We start from the raw sequence: 17,660 nt of genomic DNA, 5'->3' as shown, positions 1-17,660 counted from the left end.
CCAACGACACCGCCCGGCCCTACGAGCCGGGCACGATCGTCGCGGCCGTGCAGGAGCAGGCCGCCCGCACCCCGCACGCCGTCGCGGCCGTCTGCGGCGCGGAGTTCCTCTCCTACGCCGAGCTGAACTCCCGCGCCAACCGGCTCGCCCGGGTCCTGGCCGACCGCGGCGTGGGACCGGAGTCCTTCGTCGCGGTGATGATGCCCCGCAACGTCGACCTGATGGTCGCGCTGCTGGCCGTGCTCAAAGCCGGCGGCGCCTACGTGCCCGTCGACCCGTCCTACCCCAAGGACCGCATCGACTTCATGCTCACCGACGCCGCGCCCGTGCTGGTGCTGGAGAGCGCTGACCTGCCCGGCGTCGACGAAGCCGACGACACCGACCTCGACGTGGCGCTGCTGCCCGACCACCCGGCCTACATGATCTACACCTCCGGCTCCACCGGCCGCCCCAAGGGCGTGATCATCAGCCACGGCTCGGCCCGCCACTACCTGGCCTACTCCACCGACACCTACCCCGGCACCCACGGCGTCGCCGTACTGCACTCGCCCATCTCCTTCGACCTCACCGTCACCGGCCTGTTCGCCCCGCTCACCGTCGGCGGCACCGTGCTGCTGGCGCCGCTGGAGGAGGACCCGGCCGTCGAGGAGCTGCTGGACCGCACCCCCTGCACGTTCCTCAAGGCCACGCCGAGCCACCTCGCACTGCTGGACGCGCTGCCGTCGGCGTTCTCCCCGTCGGCCGATCTCGTCGTCGGCGGTGAGCAGCTCACCGGCACCATGCTGAGCACCTGGCGGCGGCGACACCCCGGCGCGGCGGTGGTCAACGAGTACGGCCCGACCGAGGTCACCGTCGGGTCCGTGGTCTACCGCGTCGCGCCGGGGGAGGAGATCGGGCCGGGCGCGGTGCCGATCGGCCGTCCCATCTGGAACACCCGCGTGTACGCGCTCGACGCCATGCTGCGGCCGGTGCCGCCGGGCGTGCCCGGCGAGCTGTACCTCGGCGGCGTGCAGCTGGCGCGCGGCTACCACGCCCGGCCGGGCCTGACCGCCGCCCGCTTCGTCGCCGACCCGTACGCCCCCGAGCCGGGCGCGCGCATGTACCGGACCGGCGACGTGGTCCGCTGGCGCGCCGACGGCGAGCTGGAGTACCTCGGCCGGGTCGACGACCAGGTGAAGATCCGCGGCTTCCGGATCGAGCTGGGGGAGGTCGAAACCGCCCTGGAGTCGGTGCCCGGCGTCTCCCGCGCAGTGGTCGTCGCCCGCGACAACCGGCTGGTCGGCTACGTGGTCGGCGATGCCGACCCGGCCGGCGTGCGCGCCGCGCTCGGCGACCTGCTGCCCGACTACATGATCCCCGCGGTGGTCGTGACGCTGGCCGAGCTGCCGCTCAACTCCAGCGGCAAAGTGGACCGCGCCGCGCTGCCCGCTCCTTCCGCCGCCCCGGCCGCCGCCGGCCGCGGCCCGCGCGACGAGAAGGAGCACCTGCTCAGCGCGCTGTTCGCCGAGGTCCTCGGGCTGAGCGAAGTCGGCGTCGACGACAGCTTCTTCGACCTCGGCGGCGACAGCATCGTCTCCATCCAGCTGGTCAGCCGGGCCCGCGCCGCGGGCCTGGTGTTCACCGCCCGCGACGTCTTCCGCCACCGCACGGTCGCCGGGCTCGCGGCGGTCACCGCCGAGATCGAGCGGCCGCTGAGCGAGCCGCCGGGCGCGGGCGTCGGCGAGGTCACGCCCACCCCGATCGTCGCCGGCTGGCTCGCGGCGGGCGGCCCGCCCGACGCCGTCTACCAGTCCGTGGTCGTGCGGGTGCCCGCCGGCATGCGCCTGGACGACCTGACCGGAGCGGTCCAGGTAGTGCTGGACACCCACCACGCGCTGCGGTCGCGTGTGGACACCGCCACCGGCCGGTGGGAGATCACCGAGCCCGGCTCGGTCGCCGCGGCGTCCTGCGTGCGGCGGGCCGACGCGAACACGACCACCGTGACCGAGGCCACCCTCGCCGCCCGGCAGCGCCTGTCGGTCGCCACCGGCCAGGTGTTCCAGGCGGTATGGCTGGACGCCGGGCAGTCCGACTCCGGCCTGCTGGTCATCGTCGCCCACCACGTCGCCGTCGACGGGGTGTCCTGGCGCATCCTCATCCCGGACCTGGCCCTCGCCTGGCGCGCCCTGGCCGCCGACGAGCCCGTGCTGCTCACCCCCGTGCCGACCTCGCTGCGCACGTGGGCCGCCAAGCTGACCGAGGCGGCCGCCGAGCGCACCGCCGAACTCGCGTACTGGCGCGAGGTCGTCACCGACGCGCCATCGGCCTGGGGCGAGCTCGACCCGGCCCGGGACGTGGGCGGCACCGCCGGCGACGTCACCGTCCGGCTGGCCGGCGACGGCGTGGAGACCCTGCTCACCCGGCTGCCCACGCTGTTCCACGGCGGCGTCAACGACATCCTGCTCACCGGGCTCGCCCTGGCCGTGTCGCAATGGCTGTCGCAGCGCCCCTGGGCGCCGCCGAGCACGTCGGTGTTCCTCGAACTGGAGGGCCACGGCCGCGAGGACGTCGTGGCCGGGGTCGACGTGTCCCGCACGGTCGGCTGGTTCACCAGCCAGTTCCCGGTCCGGCTCGACCCCGGGCCGGTCGACTGGGACGACGTCTGCGCGGGCGGGGGATCGGTCGGCCGGGCGGTCAAGGCGGTCAAGGAGCAGCTGCGGCAGGTCCCGGACAACGGCATCGGCTACGGCATGCTGCGCCACCTGAACCCTGCGGCCGCGCCGGAGCTGGCCGCCGCGGCGCGCCCGTCCATCGCGTTCAACTACCTCGGCCGCCTGGACACCGGCACCGCCGCCGGGGGCTGGCGGCTGGAGGCCGACCAGGACACCCTCGGCGGCGCCGCCGACGACCCGGCGCGCCCGCTCAGCCACCTGGTCAACGTCGACGTGTACGCCCGCACCAGCGGCGACACCCCGGTCCTGGTCGCCGAGTGGACCTGGGCGTCGCGCCTGCTGGGCGAGGACGAGGCGCAGGAGCTGGCCGCGCTGTGGCTGCAGGCGCTGCAGGGCCTCATCGCGCACGCCGGCCGCCCCGACGCCGGTGGCCTCACCCCGTCCGACCTGCCGCTGGTCCGCGTCGACCAGGCCGAGATCGAGCAGCTCGAACGGGACTTCGCCGGGCTCGCCGCGGTCTGGCCGCTGTCCCCGATGCAGGAGGGGCTGCTGTTCCACGCGCTGTTCGACGACAGCGGGCCCGACGTCTACACCGTGCAGATCTCCATCGACCTCGACGGCGACCTCGACCCGGCCCGGCTGCGCGCTGCCGCCGTCGCGCTGCTGCGCCGCCACCCGAACCTGCGCGCCGCCTTCCGGCAGCGGCCCGACGGCGAACCCGTGCAGGTGGTCCAGCGCGAGGTGGCCCTGCCATGGCGCGAGGTCGACCTGTCCGGCCTGCCCGTCGACGACCGCGACGCCGAGCTGGTCAGGGTCGTCACCAGGGACCGGGCGGTCCGCTTCGACGTCGCCCGGCCCCCGCTGGTGCGCTTCCTGGTGGTACGCCTGGCCCCCCGCCGCTGGCGGCTGGTCGTGTCCAACCACCACCTCCTGCTCGACGGCTGGTCGATGCCGCTGCTGATGCGCGAGCTGTTCGTGCTCTACCGCGCCGGCGGGGACGAGTCGGTGCTGCCGCCCGCCCCGCCCTACTCCGACTACCTGGCCTGGCTGGCCGGGCGCGACCGGGCGGCGGCCCGCTCGGCGTGGCAGGCCGCGCTGGCCGGCGTCGACGAGCCGACGCACGTCGTCGGGCCCGGTGCCGGCTCGGAACCCGTGCCGGTGCAGCGCCTCGACGTCAACCTGCCCGACGGCATCGGCGACCAGCTCGCCACGGTGGCCCGCGCCCACGGGCTGACCGTCAACACCGTCGTGCAGGGCGCCTGGGCGGCGCTGCTGTCCACGCTCACCGGCCGCGACGACGTCATCTTCGGCGCCGCGGTGTCCGGCCGCCCGCCGGAGCTGCCCGGCGTCGAGTCGATGGTCGGCCTGCTGATCAACACGGTGCCGGTGCGTGTCGTGTTCGACCCGGACCGGCCCCTGCTGGAGACCCTGCAGCGGGTGCAGGACGAGCAGTCGTCGCTCACCGAGCACCACCACCTCGGGCTGACCGACATCCACCGCCTCGTCGACACGCCCGACCTGTTCGACACGATCATGGCGTTCGAGAGCTACCCCCTCGACAAGGAGATGGCCAACCTGCCCGAGGGCCTGCGGCTGGTGGACATCCACGTCGCCGACGGCGCCCACTTCCCGCTGTCGCTGCTGGTCACCCCCGGCGAGGACCTCGACCTGCGGGTCGACTACCGGCCCGACATCTTCGACGCCGACGCCGTACGCGAACTCGTCCGCCGGCTGCTGCGCGTGCTCACCGCCCTCGTCGCCGACCCGTCGGTGCGCATCGCCGGCATCGACGTGCTCGGCGACGGCGAGCGCGAGCGGGTGCTGCACTGCTTCAACGACACCGCGCAGCCCGAGACCGGCCTGACCCTGCACGAGACCTTCGCGCGGCAGGCCGCCCGCACCCCTGAGGCGATCGCCCTCACCACGGGCGACGCCAGCCTGACCTACGCCGAGCTGGACACCCGCGCCAACCGGCTGGCCCACCTGCTCGCCGAGCGCGGCGTCGGGCCGGAGAAGTTCGTCGCGCTGGTGCTGCCCCGCTCCGCCGACATGATCGTGGCGCTGCTCGCGGTGCTCAAGGCAGGCGGCGCGTACGTGCCGCTCGACCCGTCCTATCCGCGCGACCGTTTCACCTACATGCTCGACGACGCGGCGCCCGTGCTCACCGTCAGCACCGCGGAGATCGCGTCCCGCCTGGACGGCGACGGCTGGCTGCTGCTCGACGGCGACCCGGCCGCGGCGTACCCGGACCACGCGCCGGCGGCCGACGTGTCACCCGCCCACGCCGCTTACATGATCTACACCTCCGGGTCGACCGGGCGGCCGAAGGGCAGCGTGATCACCCACCGGGGCATCGTCAACTACGCCGCCGTCGAGGCCGAGCGCTGCGACGCCCGCCCCGGCGACCGGATCGCCCAGCTCGCCTCCGTCAGCTTCGACGCCTCGCTGCTGGAGATGGTGATGGCGCTGCCCGTCGGCGCCACCCTGGTCATCGCGCCGCCCGGCCCGCTGGCCGACGCCCCGCTGGCGGAGTTCCTCGCCGAGCAGCGCATCACCCACGCGTTCATCTCCCCGGCCGCGATCGCCAGCATGCCGGACACTCCGCTGCCGCACCTGCGCGTCCTGCTGTCCGGTGGCGAGTCGGTCACCGGCGAGCTGGTCGCCCGGTGGGGCGGCGGCCGGCGGCTGATCCAGCTGTACGGGCCCACCGAGACCACCGTGGTCATCACCTTCAGCGACGCCCTCGAACCGGGCGAGGAGAGCACCCCGCCGATCGGCGCACCCGTGCGCAACACCCGCCTGTACGTCCTGGACCGCTGGCTGCGCCCGGTGCCCGTGGGCGTGCCCGGCGAGCTGTACGTCGCCGGTGCGCAGCTGGCCCGCGGCTACCACCGCCGTCCCACGCTGACCGCCGAACGGTTCGTCGCCGACCCGTTCTCGGCCGAGCCCGGCGGGCGGCTCTACCGCACCGGCGACCTCGTCCACTGGCGTCCCGACGGCGAGCTGCAGTTCGTCGGCCGCGCCGACCAGCAGGTCAAGCTGCGCGGCTTCCGGATCGAGCTGGGCGAGGTCGAGGCGGCGCTGGCCGCGGCCGCGGGCGTCCCGCACGCCACGGCCGTGGTCCGCGAGGACCGGCCCGGCGACCGGCGCCTGGTCGGGTACGTCACCGGCGACGCCGACTCCGCCGCGGTGCGGCAGGCGGTAGCCGCGGTGCTGCCCGAGTACATGGTCCCCTCCGCCGTCGTCGTGCTGGACGCGCTGCCGCTCGGGCCGACCGGCAAGGTCAACCGCAAGGCGCTGCCCGCGCCGGAGGCCACCGCGAGCACCGGCCGCGCGCCGCGCACCCCGCAGGAGGAGCTGCTCTGCGCGCTGTTCGCCGAGGTCCTCGGTGTCGAGAAGGTGGGCGTCGACGACGACTTCTTCGCGCTGGGCGGCCACTCGCTGCTGGCCACGCGGCTGATCCGGCGGGTGCGGTCGACGTTCGACAACAAGGTCGACATCAGGGTGGTGTTCGAGGCGCCGACCGTGGCCGGGTTCCTCAGCCGGATGAGCCAGGACCTCGCCGGGTCCGCGTTCGACGTGCTGCTGTCCCTGCGCGCCGAGGGCACCCGCCCGCCGCTGTTCTGCGTGCACCCGGCCGTCGGCATCAGCTGGGTCTACCAGGGCCTGACCCGCCACCTGGCCCCCGGCCAGCCGGTCTACGGCCTGCAGGCGCGCGGGATCACCGAACCGGCCGCCATGCCGCAGAGCATGAGCGCCATGGTCGCCGACTACGTCGAGACGATCACCAGGGTGCAGCCGTCCGGGCCGTACCACCTCATGGGCTGGTCCTTCGGCGGCGTCGCCGCCCACGCCATCGCCATCGAGCTGCAGCGGCGCGGCGAGGACGTGGCGCTGCTGGCCATGATGGACGCCTACCCGGGCGACCGGCTGCCCGACACCGACGACGAGGAGATCGAGCGCGACACCCTGCAGGCCCTGGTCGAAGGCCTCGGGTACGAGCCCGCCGACGCGTCGCCGTCGGGTGCCTTCGGCCGCGCCGAGGTGCTCGACTACCTGGCCCGGGACGTGGACAGCCGCCCCTACCAGGACCGGCGGACCCTGGAGGCGGTGCTGGAGGCCGCGATGAACAACGCCCGGATCATCCGCCGGCACCGGCCCGGCAGGTTCCGCGGCGACGTCGTGTTCTTCACCGCCGCGCACGACCAGCCGGCCGACGGCCCGATCGTCCAGGCGTGGCGGCCGCACGTCGACGGGGCCGTCAGCGACTACCCGGTCGCCTGCCGGCACATGGACATGACCCGGCCCGAGCCGCTGCGGGCGGTGGGCGAGGTGCTCGCCGCCCGCCTGCAGCGCGAGGAGCCGCGGTGAGCCTCGCGATCGACTGCACCGGGCTGACCAAACGCTACCGGGGCGTGCCCGCGCTGGACGGCCTCGACCTGCAGGTCCCCGAAGGGACCGTGCTGGGCCTGCTGGGGCCGAACGGCGCGGGCAAGACCACCGCCGTCCGGATCCTCAGCACCCTGCTGCCGCCCGACGGCGGCCGGGCCCGCGTCGCTGGGCTCGACGTCGTCACCCAGGCCAGGGCGGTGCGCCGGGTCATCGGGCTGTCCGGGCAGTACGCGGCGGTCGACGAGGACCTCACCGGGTTCGAGAACCTCGACATGATCGCCCGCCTGTACGGCCTCGGCCGCCGTAACAGCCGCGAGCGCGCCCGCGAGCTGCTGGCCCGCTTCGCCCTGGAGCACGCCGCCGACCGGGTGGTGAAAGGCTGGTCCGGCGGTATGCGCCGCCGCCTCGACCTCGCCGGTGCGCTGGTCGCCGACCCGAAGGTGCTGTTCCTCGACGAGCCCACCACCGGGCTCGACCCGCGCAGCCGCCTCGGCATGTGGGAGGTCCTGGAGGAGCTGGTCGCGGGCGGCGGCACGCTGCTGCTGACCACGCAGTACCTGGAGGAGGCGGACCGGCTCGCCGACGCCATCGTCGTCATCGACCACGGCAGGGTCATCGCCCGCGGCACCGCCGACGACCTCAAACGCCAGGTCGGCGGCGAACGCGTCGAGCTGACCGTCGCCCGGCCCGACGAGATCGGCGTCGCGTCCGGCCTGCTCGGCGGCATGGCCACGGGGGAGCTGGTCGTCGACGCGCGGGCGCGCACGGTCACGGTCCCGGTCGCCCACGGCACCGACTCGCTGCGCGACGCCCTGCACCGCCTGCAGAGCGGGCCGCTGACGGTGACCGACATCGGGCTGCGCCGCCCGACCCTCGACGACGTGTTCCTCGCCCTCACCGGGCACACCGCGCGGGAGGACAAGTGAGCCTGCCCCAGCCGCTGGGCGACGGCCTGGTCATCGCCAGGCGCAACCTGATCAAGATCCGGCGCGTGCCGGACCTGCTGGTGTCCGCCACGGTGGCGCCGGTGATGTTCGTGCTGCTGTTCGGATACGTGCTCGGCAGCGGCGTCGAGGTGCCCGGCGTCGACTACCGCGAGTACCTGATGGCCGGCATCTTCACCCAGACCATCGTGTTCGGCTCGGCCATCACCGGCACCGGCCTGGCCCAGGACCTGCAGCGCGGCATCGTCGACCGCTTCCGCTCGCTGCCGATGTCCCCGTCGGCGGTCCTGCTCGGCCGCACCGCCAGCGACCTGGTCACCAGCGTGATCGTCGTCATCGTCATGACGCTCACCGGCCTGCTCGCAGGCTGGCGCATCCGCTCCTCGCCGCTGGACGCCCTGGCCGCGTACGCGCTGCTGCTGCTGTTCGCCTACGCGCTGTCCTGGCTGATGGCGGTCATCGGGCTGTCGGTGCGCGACCCGGAGGTGTTCAGCAACGCCAGCTTCGTGGCGGTGTTCCCGCTGACGTTCGTGGCCAACACGTTCGTCGCCCCGGGCAACCTGCCTCACGTCCTGCGGGTCGCCGCCGAGTGGAACCCGGTCTCGGCGGTGGTGCAGGCCTGCCGCGTCCACTTCGGCAACGTCAGCGCGGCCATGCCCCCGCCGGAGGCGTGGCCGCTGCGCCACCCGGTGGCGGCCACCCTCGCCTGGGTCGCGGTGATCCTCGCGGTCTGCGTGCCGCTGGCCCGGTGGCGCTACCGCAAGGCCGTCGGCCGCTGACCGCCCCGAGCGGGCGAGGAGTGGACAATACGGTCGTACCTTCGGCCGTTCTGCCGCGCCCCGCCCGCTCGTACCATCGGGTCGTGCCCGGACTGTCCTTCTGGCGCGAGCCGCGCCCGGCGCCGGTCCCGCGCCCCGGCCGCCGGGACCTGCTGCTCATCGGCGCCCTGCTCGCCCTCACCGCCGCCGAGGGCCTGCTGCGCCCCCAGCTGCCCGCCGCGTCGCTGCTGGTCACCGCGGCACTGACCGCGACCCTGTGGTGGCGGCGCGCGCACCCGCTGCCCATGGTGCTCGTCTCCTTCGGCACCGGGGCGCTGATCCCGCTGCTCACCCAGGACACCGTGCCCGAGACGTACACCCTGGCCTACCTGCTCCTGCTGCCGTACTCGCTGTTCCGGTGGGGCGCCGGCCGCGACATCCTGCTCGGCGCCGCCGCCATGCTCACCGGCCTCGCCCTGACCGCCCTCACCGGCGACGACCCCACCCCCGACACGATCGGCGGCCTGGCGGTCGTGTCGGCGCTGGCCGCCGCCGGGCTGGCCCGCCGCTACCGGATCCGCGCCCGCACCCGCGAACTCGACCAGGTGCGCCTGGTCGAACGGGCGCAGCTCGCCCGGGACCTGCACGACACCGTCGCCCACCACGTGTCCGCGATCGCCATCCGCGCCCAGGCGGGCCTGGCCGCCGCACCGGCCAGACCCGAGGCCGCCACCGACGCGCTGAAACTGATCGAGGCCGAGGCCTCGCGCGCGCTGGCCGAGATGCGAGCCATGGTCCGCGTGCTGCGCGACGGCCCCGCCGCCTACGACCCCGGGCCCGTCGCCGCCGACGTGCACCGGCTGGCCCGCCCCGCCGGCTCCGGCCCGCCCGTAGACGTGCACGTCGACGGGGACCTCGACGCGGTGCGGGCGCCGCTGGGCGGCGCGCTCTACCGCATGGCGCAGGAGTCGGTGACCAACGCGCTGCGCCACGCCCGGCAGGCGACCCGGGTCGAGGTGCGGGTCAGCGTCGACGACCGGACGGTACGCCTGCGCGTCGGCGACGACGGCTCACCAGCCCGCGACACCGGCGCGGGCTACGGCCTGGCCGGGATGAGCGAGCGGGCGCAGCTGCTCGGCGGGGCCTTCCGGGCCGGGCCGGATCCCGTCGGCGGCTGGAGCGTGGCCGTGGAGCTGCCCCTGGCCGGACCGGCCCGATGAGCATCCGCGTGCTGGTCGCCGACGACCAGGAACTCATCCGCACCGGACTGGCGATGATCCTCGACGCGCAGCCCGACATCGACGTCGTGGCCACCGCCGCAGACGGCCTGGAGGCGGTCCGGCTCGCCGAGCGGCTGCGCCCCGACGTCTGCCTGCTCGACGTGCGGATGCCGGTGCTCGACGGGATCGCCGCCACCCGCCGCCTGGCCGGACCCGAGGCCGCCCAGCCGCTCGCGGTCGTCGTCATCACCACGTTCGACCTGGACGAGTACGTGTACGGGGCGCTGCGCGCCGGAGCGCGCGGGTTCCTGCTCAAGGACGCCGGGCCCGCGCTGCTCGGGCAGGCCGTCCGCGCGGCCGCGCAGGGCGACGCGCTGATCGCGCCCAGCGTGACCACCCGGCTGTTGAGCGTGTTCGCGGCGGGCGAGCCGGGCACCGTGCCCCGGCAGCCGTTCGAGCCGCTGACCGAACGGGAGGAGCAGGTGCTGCGCGCCGTGGCCGCCGGGCACACCAACACCGAGATCGCCGCCGGGCTGTTCATCAGCCTCAGCACCGTCAAGACCCACGTGGCCAGCGTCATGGCCAAGCTGGGCGTGCGCAACCGCGTCGAGATGGCGATCTGGGCGTACGAGACCGGCCGCAAGCCGTAGTACTTAAGGCCGACCGGGCCGCGCGAACGCGGGCCTCAAGGCCGATGGATGCGGCGCGCCGCGACCGCACCATCGATCCCGTGACCAGACGTGCCCGCCTCGTTCCGTACTCGCTCGTCGCCCTGAGCCTGGTCCCGGTGATCGCCGGGGCCTTCCGGGTGACCCAGCTCGCCGTCGGCGCCCCGGTCGACGACGGCAACGCCAGGTTCTTCGACTCGCCCGTGCCCGTGGTGCTGCACATCGTCGGCGCCACCGTCTACTGCCTGCTCGGTGCGTTCCAGTTCGACGCCGGGCTGCGGCGGCGCAGGCCCGGCTGGCACCGGATCGCCGGGCGGCTGCTCATCCCGTGCGGCCTGACCGCCGCGCTGTCCGGCATGTGGATGGCCGTCGCCTACGACGTGCCGGCCCCGGACGGCACCGGGGTGATGGTGCTGCGTCTGGTCGTGGGCAGCGTGATGGCGCTGTCCATCGTGCTCGGGTTCGCGGCCGTGCGGCGGCGCGACTTCACCGCCCACCGGGCGTGGATGATGCGCGGCTACGCGCTCGGGATCGCGGCGGGCACCCAGGCGTTCACCCACCTGCCGTGGGCGGTGGCGGGCACGGCGCCGGACGAGCTCGGCCGGTTCGCCGCCATGGCTGCAGGCTGGCTGATCAACCTGGCGGTGGCCGAGTGGTTCATCTGGCGCTCCCGCCGCCCGGTGCGCCCCGCCGTGGCGGCCGGGCTGACTTCCTGACCGTCCAAGGCCGCCGAACAGCGGCCGGGCACCTGATGCGGTCGCCTCGGCGGGACGGCTTTGACGCCCCGCCGAGGCGACGTATACGGTGTAGACATGAATGTATACGGCGTAGACAAGACCGCGCCGCCGACCCGGGACCGCATCGTGGCCATCGCGCGCGAGATGCTGACGGCCGACGGCGCCGAGGCCGTCTCGATGCGCCGCATCGCCCAGGCCGCAGGCCTCACCCCGATGGCGATCTACCGCCACTTCGACAACCGCGAAGCGCTGCTGCGCCACGTCGCCGACACCTGCTTCGCCGAGATCGCCGAGCGGTGGTCGGCGAACGTCCACCAGGGCACCCCCGTCGAGCGGCTGCGCGGCGGAGTCGACGACTACCTGGATTTCGCGCTGCGCGAGCCGAAGCTGTACGCGTTCCTGTTCGGCGAGCGGCGCGAGGACGCGCGCATGTTCCCCGAGGACTTCCGGGCCAGGCGGTCCCCGACGCTGAACCTGATGGCCGAGCAGCTCGCCGCCGGCATGGACGACGGTGTCTTCCGCCGCGACGACGTATGGGAGGTCGCGATCACCGTGGCCGCGCTGCTGCACGGCTTCGTCCAGCTCTACCTCGGCGGCCGGATCGGCATGGACGAGAACGGGTTCCGGCAGCTGTGCCATTCCGCCCTGGAGAGGATGTTCGATGGCATCAGCGCGTGAGCGGGCGGCCGCCGGTCTGGCCGCCGCCGCCTCCGGCACCGCCCTCTACTTCGGCACGGGCCTGCACCCGCTGCCCTGGCTGACCTGGATCGCGCTCATCCCGGTGCTCGTCGTCGCGGTCCGGCTGGGGTGGCTCGGCGCGGCCGCGGCGGCGTTCGCGGCGTGGCTGGCCGGCGAGCTCAACCAGTGGACGTACCTCACCGGCGACATCGGCATGCCGAAGGCGGCGGCCGCGGCGATCCTGCTCGCGGCGGCCGGGCTGTTCGCCGCCACGGTGCTCGTGTTCCGGGCGCTCGTCCGGCGCGGGCGGCCCGCCGCTGCGGTCCTCGCGCCGCCCGCGCTGTGGGTCGGTCTCGAGTACGCCTTCGCGACGGCGTCCCCCGACGGCGCGTTCTGGAGCCTGGCGTACACGCAGGCCGATGTGCTGCCGCTGATCCAGGTCGCCTCCCTGACGTCGTACCTCGGCGTCACCTTCCTGCTGCTGGCCGTGCCGGCGGCGGTCGTGGTGGCGGTGCGGGCCGGATCCGGCGGCCCGGCGCGGTGGCGGCCGGTGGTGGCCGTCGCGATCGGTTCGGCCGCTGTCGCCGCGTACGGGCTGATCCAGCTGGCTCGGCCCGTGGACGGGCCGGTCGAGCGGATCGCGGTGATCGCCCAGCCCGGCCGCGGCGATCACCTCGACGTCGCCACTGCCGCCGGGACCGCGCTGCTCGACGGCTACCTGGCGCAGATCCGCACCGCGGCCCGCGCCGGGGCGACGACCGTCGTGCTGCCCGAGGCGGTGCTGGTCGCCGACGCCGGGAAGCTGGACGGGGTGATCGAGGCGCTGGCCGCGGCGGCGCGTGAGGGCGGGACGACGATCGCGTTCGGCGTCGCCGTACGCCACGGGCACAACACCGCCCAGATCGTCACCCCGGACTCGGTCAGCGCGTACCACAAGCAGCACCTGCTCTTCACCGAGCCGTACCGGCAGGGGACTGGGCCGGCCTTCGTGCCCGGCCGGCCGTGGGGCGTGGCGATCTGCAAGGATCTCGACTTCCCGGAGCTGGCCCGCGCCTACCGTGCCGGGGGCGCGCAGCTGCTGCTGGTCCCGGCGTGGGACGTCGGCCGGGACGCGTGGCTGCACAGCAGGATGGCGGTCATGCGCGGCGTCGAGAACGGCATGCCGATCGTCCGCAGCGGCCGGACCGGAGCGCTCACCGTCAGCGACGCGGCGGGCCGGGTGCTCGCCGAGGCCCGCACCGGCGAATCGGGCTTCGCGACGGTCACCTACGACCTGCCGGTGGCGGCGCGGTCCACCGTCTACACCGGCGCCGGTTCGTGGTTCGCCTGGCTCTGCATCCTGGTCGGGCTCGGCTGCCTGGCCCGGCTGCACCGGCGCGCACAGCCTCGGGAAGACGGCCCGGCCGCCGTCCGGGCCGACCACGCCCGATCAGCCGCGCAGCCGCCGGCGCACGTCGAGGTCTGAGGAGGTCTGCCCACACATCCCGGTCAGGCCGTGCGCCGCGGCGGCCAGGGGATGATCGGCGAGGTGGTCGCCTGGTAGTCCGCGTACTCCGGGTAGCGGGAGCGGGTGATGCTTTCGGTGAACATCGTCGAGCCGACGAACAGCAGCGTGAGCAGCACCGGCCCGACGATGGTCCACTGCAGCACCGACCCGGCCGCGGCGGCGCCGAACCCGAACACCACCCACCACTGCGCCTGCTCGAAGAAGTAGTTGGGGTGCCGCGAGAACCGGAACAGCCCCGCGCGCATGAACCGCGACTGCGGCTCCTTGCCCGCCGCGAGCGCGGCGTGCTTGCCCCGGTGGAAGTCCCACTGCTGCTGGTCGGCCACGGTCTCCCCGGCCAGCAGCCCCAGGAACACCACCGCGAGCACCACCTCCACCACGCCGAACCCGCCCGGGTGGGTCAGTGCCGTGTACGCCGGCAGGCTGATCAGCAGCAGGATGAGGTTCTGGTACACCGTGATGAACAGCAGGTTGAACAGCTCGAACGCCCAGCGCGGCAGCCGCGCCCGCAGGATCGGCCACCGGTAGTCCTCGCCGCCCGGCCCGTACCCGCCCCGCCGCGCGAAGTTGAACGTCAGCCGCGCACCCCACAGCAGCACCAGCACCGCCAGCACGTTCAGGCGGGTGTCGGCGAAGTCCGCCGCGGCGGCGAACACGCCCACGTACACGACCGGCACGATCGACCAGATCCGGTCGACCCACGAGTGCTCCCCGCTGACCAGCGAGGCGATCCAGGTCAGCGCGCAGACGGCGGCGCAGATCCACAGGCAGACGATGAGGGCGTCCATGATCGGCACTGTAACGGCCGCGTCCCGCCCGCTCCATGGCCGTTCGGTCGGCGTTCGATCATCGATCTACATCGGACGCATGTGTTAGGTTGCGGAGGGAGTGGATTTGCGCCGTACTGGGGAGGCTGGCATGGTCCGCGACTTCGATGATCTGTTGTCTGGTACACGCGCCGAGCTGGACCGCCTCCGCTCGGCGCCGCCCCCGGCCGACGGCCCGCAACCCGCGACCGGTGTGGGCAAGGCGCTCGACGGCCGCATCGAGGCCGAGATGGGCGCCGACGGCAAGCTCACCCGCCTGGTCCTCGACCCCGCCGTGATGCGCATGGACGAGAAGATGCTCGCCCGCGAGATCATCACCGCCGTCAACACCGCCTGGGCCGCCCGCACCGGCGTCGACGACGCCACCGCCGCGGTCGCCGCCATCGACCAGCAGGCCCTCGGCGAGCGCCTGACCGAGCTGCAGGACCAGGGCCTGGCCGCGATGAAGCGCTACACCGACGGCATCCAGAACCTGCTGGACCGGCTCGAGCGGCGGGTGCCCTGATGCGCGACACCGACGTCGACGCCGAGGGCCTGCGCCAGGCGAAGCTGAACATCGGCCAGTCGGTCCAGGACACCGACGACGCGCTGTCGAAGTTCGTCGGCGAGCTGGAGCGCTTCGGCGAGCCGTGGGGCGACGACGACCTCGGCTCGCTGATCGCCATCAGCTATCAGGGCATCTACGCGGCCTTCATGGACTGTTTCGGCTCCAATCTGGAGCTGATCGACGAGCACGCCGAACGCATCGGCACCGCCGCCGACGACTACACCGCCACCGACACCTCCACCGCCGCCCGCACCGACCGGATCGCGGCGAACGTGCCGGACCTCGCGCTGTAGGAGGCGCTGACACATGGGTATGCAGCTGCCGGGGGAGCTCGTCTCCGTGCTCAGCGTCCTCGGCTTCGAGTGGCCGCGCGGCGACGAGGAAGAGCTCTTCCAGATGGGCCAGACGTGGCTGAACTTCGCCGGCACCATGCGCGGCGAGACGGCCCACGCCACCAGCCAGGCGCAGAGCGTCTGGGAGGTGAACATCTCCGAGACAACGGCCGCGTTCGAGCAGGCCTGGCAGGCCGCCAAGAGCCCGGTCAACAACATCAACGACGCGGCCACGGTCGCCGAGCTGATCGGCGGCGGCCTGATGGTGTGCGCGGGCATCATCCTCGCGCTGAAGATCGCCGTGATCGCGCAGCTGGTCATCCTCGCGGTGCAGATCGCGCAGGCCATCGCGACGGCCGCGGTGACCTTCGGCGCGTCGCTGCTGGAGATCCCGATCTTCCGGGAGATCACCCGGCGGATCCTCGACGCCCTGCTCGACAAGGCGATCGACCAGGTGCTCAGCGGGGCGATGTCCTGATGGCCGGGCGCAACAGGTTTCCCGGCGGGATGAGCGGCAAGGTCAGCGGGCTGTTCGGGCGCTTCGTGAAGGGCCTGCGCAAGGCGGACCCACCCGGCAGCGGGGCGCCGCACGTGCCGGCGCCCCGGCCGCGGCCCACGCCGCAGCCGCCGGTGGTGAACACCCCGTCGCTGCAGCGGCACGGTCACGGCCTGCCCGACCCGCGCACGCTGAACCTGCAGCGCGGCCCGGACGGCCTGGTCACGCACATCAACGGGCGCCCGGTCAACGACGTCGTCCAGGAGGTCGCCCAGCAGCGCAACGACCTCTACCGCCGGCTGCAGCGCGACCGCACCCGGCTGCCCGACGGCCGCCGGGTCAGCGAGGACTTCACCAAGGCGCAGACGGGCGCGATGCACTCGGTCATGTTCGACCGCCGCACCGGCCAGTTCTTCGAGGCCGACAACCGCACGCTGGGCACCACCCAGCCGACGAACCTGCACCCCACTCTGCAGGATCAGCTGAACCGGATGGACGCCTCAGCGCGGGCGAACCCCAACCAGTACGACTACGGCCACGGCAACACCGGCGGCTTCCCGCACCCGGACACCCCCGGCACCCACTCCGAGGTCGCCTCGGCCAACCAGGCGCTGTGGGCGCGCGAGCAGGCGGGCCTGCCGACCGGCCCCGACGCCCTGGCGGAGATGTCGGTCGACAACAAGCGGCTGTTCGGCGGCAGCGCGGGTTCTTCGGCGGCCTGCTGCGCCAACTGCACCAGTATCCTGGGCGGCGTCGACGCCATCCCCGGCAAGAAGACGACGTTCCCATGAGTTTGCAGGAGTACGCGATGCGGGTGCCGCTCGACGAGGCGGATTTCGACGACGACGACCGGCTCGTCTACGGGGGGCAGTTGTTCACGGGCGTCGCCGTGGAGGCCGACGAGGACGGCGTGCTGCTCGGCGAGACCAGCTACCGCGACGGCGTGCAGGACGGCCCGGAGCGCAACTTCCGCGACGACGGCTCGGTGAGCCTGGAGAACGTCTACCGCTTCGGCATCATCCGCGAGTCGCGCCGCTGGCACGCCAACGGGCGCCTGGCGTACGAGATGCACGCCGACGAGTTCGGCCGGATGGAGACCGCGCGGCACTGGGACGCCGACGGCAACCCCGAGTAGGGGGCGCCGCCGGCGTCAAGGCGTCACATCGGCGGCGGCGGGACCGGCGGGATCGGCGACGGGCTGGGCGTCGGCGACGGCGGCGCCGGAGGCACGGGCGGCTGCGGCGGTTCCGGGGCCGGTATGGGCTGCACGGGATCGTTCGGGTCGGTCATCTCTGCCTCCTGTTCGCGATGCCTGTGACGTACCCGGAGGAAGGCCGCCGCCAAACAGTGCGCCTCCGATCCGTGCCGAAACGGCGCAGCAGGCCCCACTGAGGCATAGAAGGGTGTAGGAGCGGGTAGGACGTCGCCACGGACACACGAATGAGGTGGGGACGATGCCGCTGCAGCCGGAGGAGCTTGCCCGTCTGGAGGTCCTGGCCGCGCAGACGCGGACGGCCGACCCGAGTTTCGTCTTCGGTCTGAGCACCGGCAACGCCTGCGCGCCGGTCGAGTACCGCAGGCGGGCCGCGTCCCGGCTCGGTTTCGCGCTGGCCGCCGCGTCCCTGCTGCTGGCCGTCGTCCTGCTGCTGGTGGGCTGGCTCGGCGGGGGCCTGGTCGCCCTGTTCGCCGCGGCCGGTGCGGCCACCGCCGCCCGGCGGGCCGCGCTGCAGCCGGGGATCGTCCCGGCCGGCCGCCGCGGCGCGCACGACATCCCGGCCTGAGCAGGCGCGCCTGTCGGCGGCGGCCGACATCGGTGTGCGCCGTCCGTGACAGCCGTGTCACGGAAGCCCGGCCCGGCGGTGGAGAGATCATCTAGCCGTCCTGTGTGAGGCTCCGCGGGGTG

The 17,660-nt window shown here is 73.9% G+C and carries 15 protein-coding genes; 14 read left to right on the top strand and 1 reads right to left on the bottom strand.

Features of this window, described 5'->3' with window-relative positions; all coding sequences use genetic code 11:
* Positions 1 to 47 precede the first annotated feature (47 nt).
* The 8 genes from Cba03nite_RS18430 (at position 48) to Cba03nite_RS18395 (ending at position 13,513) form a co-directional block, all read left to right on the top strand.
* On the top strand, positions 48 to 7,022 hold the full coding sequence (locus Cba03nite_RS18430) for a non-ribosomal peptide synthetase (protein ID WP_203747434.1): 6,975 nt from the start codon (positions 48 to 50) through the stop codon (positions 7,020 to 7,022).
* The gene (locus Cba03nite_RS18425) at positions 7,019 to 7,969 is read left to right on the top strand and encodes an ATP-binding cassette domain-containing protein (protein ID WP_203747432.1); all 951 of its coding nucleotides are present in this window, start codon (positions 7,019 to 7,021) and stop codon (positions 7,967 to 7,969) included. The genes Cba03nite_RS18430 and Cba03nite_RS18425 overlap by 4 nt, the downstream gene beginning before the upstream one ends.
* Entirely contained in the window at positions 7,966 to 8,766 is an 801-nt protein-coding gene (locus tag Cba03nite_RS18420) for an ABC transporter permease (RefSeq protein ID WP_203747430.1), read from the top strand. Before Cba03nite_RS18425 ends, Cba03nite_RS18420 begins: the two co-directional genes overlap by 4 nt.
* Positions 8,767 to 8,849: 83 nt before the next feature.
* Entirely contained in the window at positions 8,850 to 9,965 is a 1,116-nt protein-coding gene (locus Cba03nite_RS18415) for a sensor histidine kinase (protein ID WP_203747427.1), read from the top strand.
* Complete coding sequence (locus tag Cba03nite_RS18410) at positions 9,962 to 10,615, top strand: response regulator (protein WP_203747425.1); 654 nt, start codon at positions 9,962 to 9,964, stop codon at positions 10,613 to 10,615. Before Cba03nite_RS18415 ends, Cba03nite_RS18410 begins: the two co-directional genes overlap by 4 nt.
* Before the next feature lie 80 nt (positions 10,616 to 10,695).
* A complete protein-coding gene (locus Cba03nite_RS18405) occupies positions 10,696 to 11,349 on the top strand; it encodes a DUF2306 domain-containing protein (protein ID WP_239125837.1) in 654 nt (217 codons plus the stop codon).
* A 96-nt stretch (positions 11,350 to 11,445) separates the two neighbouring features.
* Positions 11,446 to 12,048, top strand: coding sequence for a TetR/AcrR family transcriptional regulator (locus tag Cba03nite_RS18400; RefSeq protein ID WP_203747423.1), 603 nt, complete (start codon positions 11,446 to 11,448; stop codon positions 12,046 to 12,048).
* Positions 12,032 to 13,513 (top strand): nitrilase-related carbon-nitrogen hydrolase, encoded by a 1,482-nt coding sequence (locus Cba03nite_RS18395; RefSeq protein ID WP_203747421.1) that lies wholly within the window; start codon positions 12,032 to 12,034, stop codon positions 13,511 to 13,513. The genes Cba03nite_RS18400 and Cba03nite_RS18395 overlap by 17 nt, the downstream gene beginning before the upstream one ends.
* A 23-nt stretch (positions 13,514 to 13,536) precedes the next feature.
* Here Cba03nite_RS18395 and Cba03nite_RS18390 read toward each other — a convergent pair whose 3' ends face one another.
* On the bottom strand, positions 13,537 to 14,343 hold the full coding sequence (locus tag Cba03nite_RS18390) for a DUF1295 domain-containing protein (protein ID WP_203747419.1): 807 nt from the start codon (positions 14,341 to 14,343) through the stop codon (positions 13,537 to 13,539).
* Positions 14,344 to 14,497: 154 nt separating this feature from the next.
* Between Cba03nite_RS18390 and Cba03nite_RS18385 the strand changes: the two genes are divergently transcribed.
* The 6 genes from Cba03nite_RS18385 to Cba03nite_RS18360 all read left to right on the top strand — a co-directional run bounded on the left by Cba03nite_RS18385 (position 14,498) and on the right by Cba03nite_RS18360 (position 17,538).
* Positions 14,498 to 14,887 (top strand): YbaB/EbfC family nucleoid-associated protein, encoded by a 390-nt coding sequence (locus Cba03nite_RS18385; protein WP_203747417.1) that lies wholly within the window; start codon positions 14,498 to 14,500, stop codon positions 14,885 to 14,887.
* On the top strand, positions 14,887 to 15,222 hold the full coding sequence (locus Cba03nite_RS18380) for a hypothetical protein (RefSeq protein ID WP_203747414.1): 336 nt from the start codon (positions 14,887 to 14,889) through the stop codon (positions 15,220 to 15,222). The genes Cba03nite_RS18385 and Cba03nite_RS18380 overlap by 1 nt, the downstream gene beginning before the upstream one ends.
* Before the next feature lie 13 nt (positions 15,223 to 15,235).
* Positions 15,236 to 15,739 carry a WXG100-like domain-containing protein gene (locus Cba03nite_RS18375; protein ID WP_203747411.1) on the top strand — a complete coding sequence of 168 codons (504 nt, stop codon included), beginning with the start codon at positions 15,236 to 15,238 and terminating at the stop codon, positions 15,737 to 15,739.
* The gene (locus Cba03nite_RS18370) at positions 15,739 to 16,548 is read left to right on the top strand and encodes a YwqJ-related putative deaminase (RefSeq protein ID WP_203747408.1); all 810 of its coding nucleotides are present in this window, start codon (positions 15,739 to 15,741) and stop codon (positions 16,546 to 16,548) included. Before Cba03nite_RS18375 ends, Cba03nite_RS18370 begins: the two co-directional genes overlap by 1 nt.
* Positions 16,545 to 16,892, top strand: coding sequence for a toxin-antitoxin system YwqK family antitoxin (locus tag Cba03nite_RS18365; RefSeq protein WP_203747404.1), 348 nt, complete (start codon positions 16,545 to 16,547; stop codon positions 16,890 to 16,892). Before Cba03nite_RS18370 ends, Cba03nite_RS18365 begins: the two co-directional genes overlap by 4 nt.
* 319 nt (positions 16,893 to 17,211) lie before the next feature.
* Positions 17,212 to 17,538, top strand: a complete 327-nt coding sequence (locus tag Cba03nite_RS18360) for a DUF3040 domain-containing protein (protein WP_203747401.1) — start codon at positions 17,212 to 17,214, stop codon at positions 17,536 to 17,538.
* The last annotated feature ends 122 nt before the right edge of the window (positions 17,539 to 17,660 follow it).

This window comes from Catellatospora bangladeshensis (genome assembly GCF_016862575.1).
GTDB lineage: Bacteria > Actinomycetota > Actinomycetes > Mycobacteriales > Micromonosporaceae > Catellatospora > Catellatospora bangladeshensis.
The sequence above is the reverse complement of the archived record's forward strand: the minus strand, read 5'-3'. Positions and strand labels throughout refer to the sequence as shown.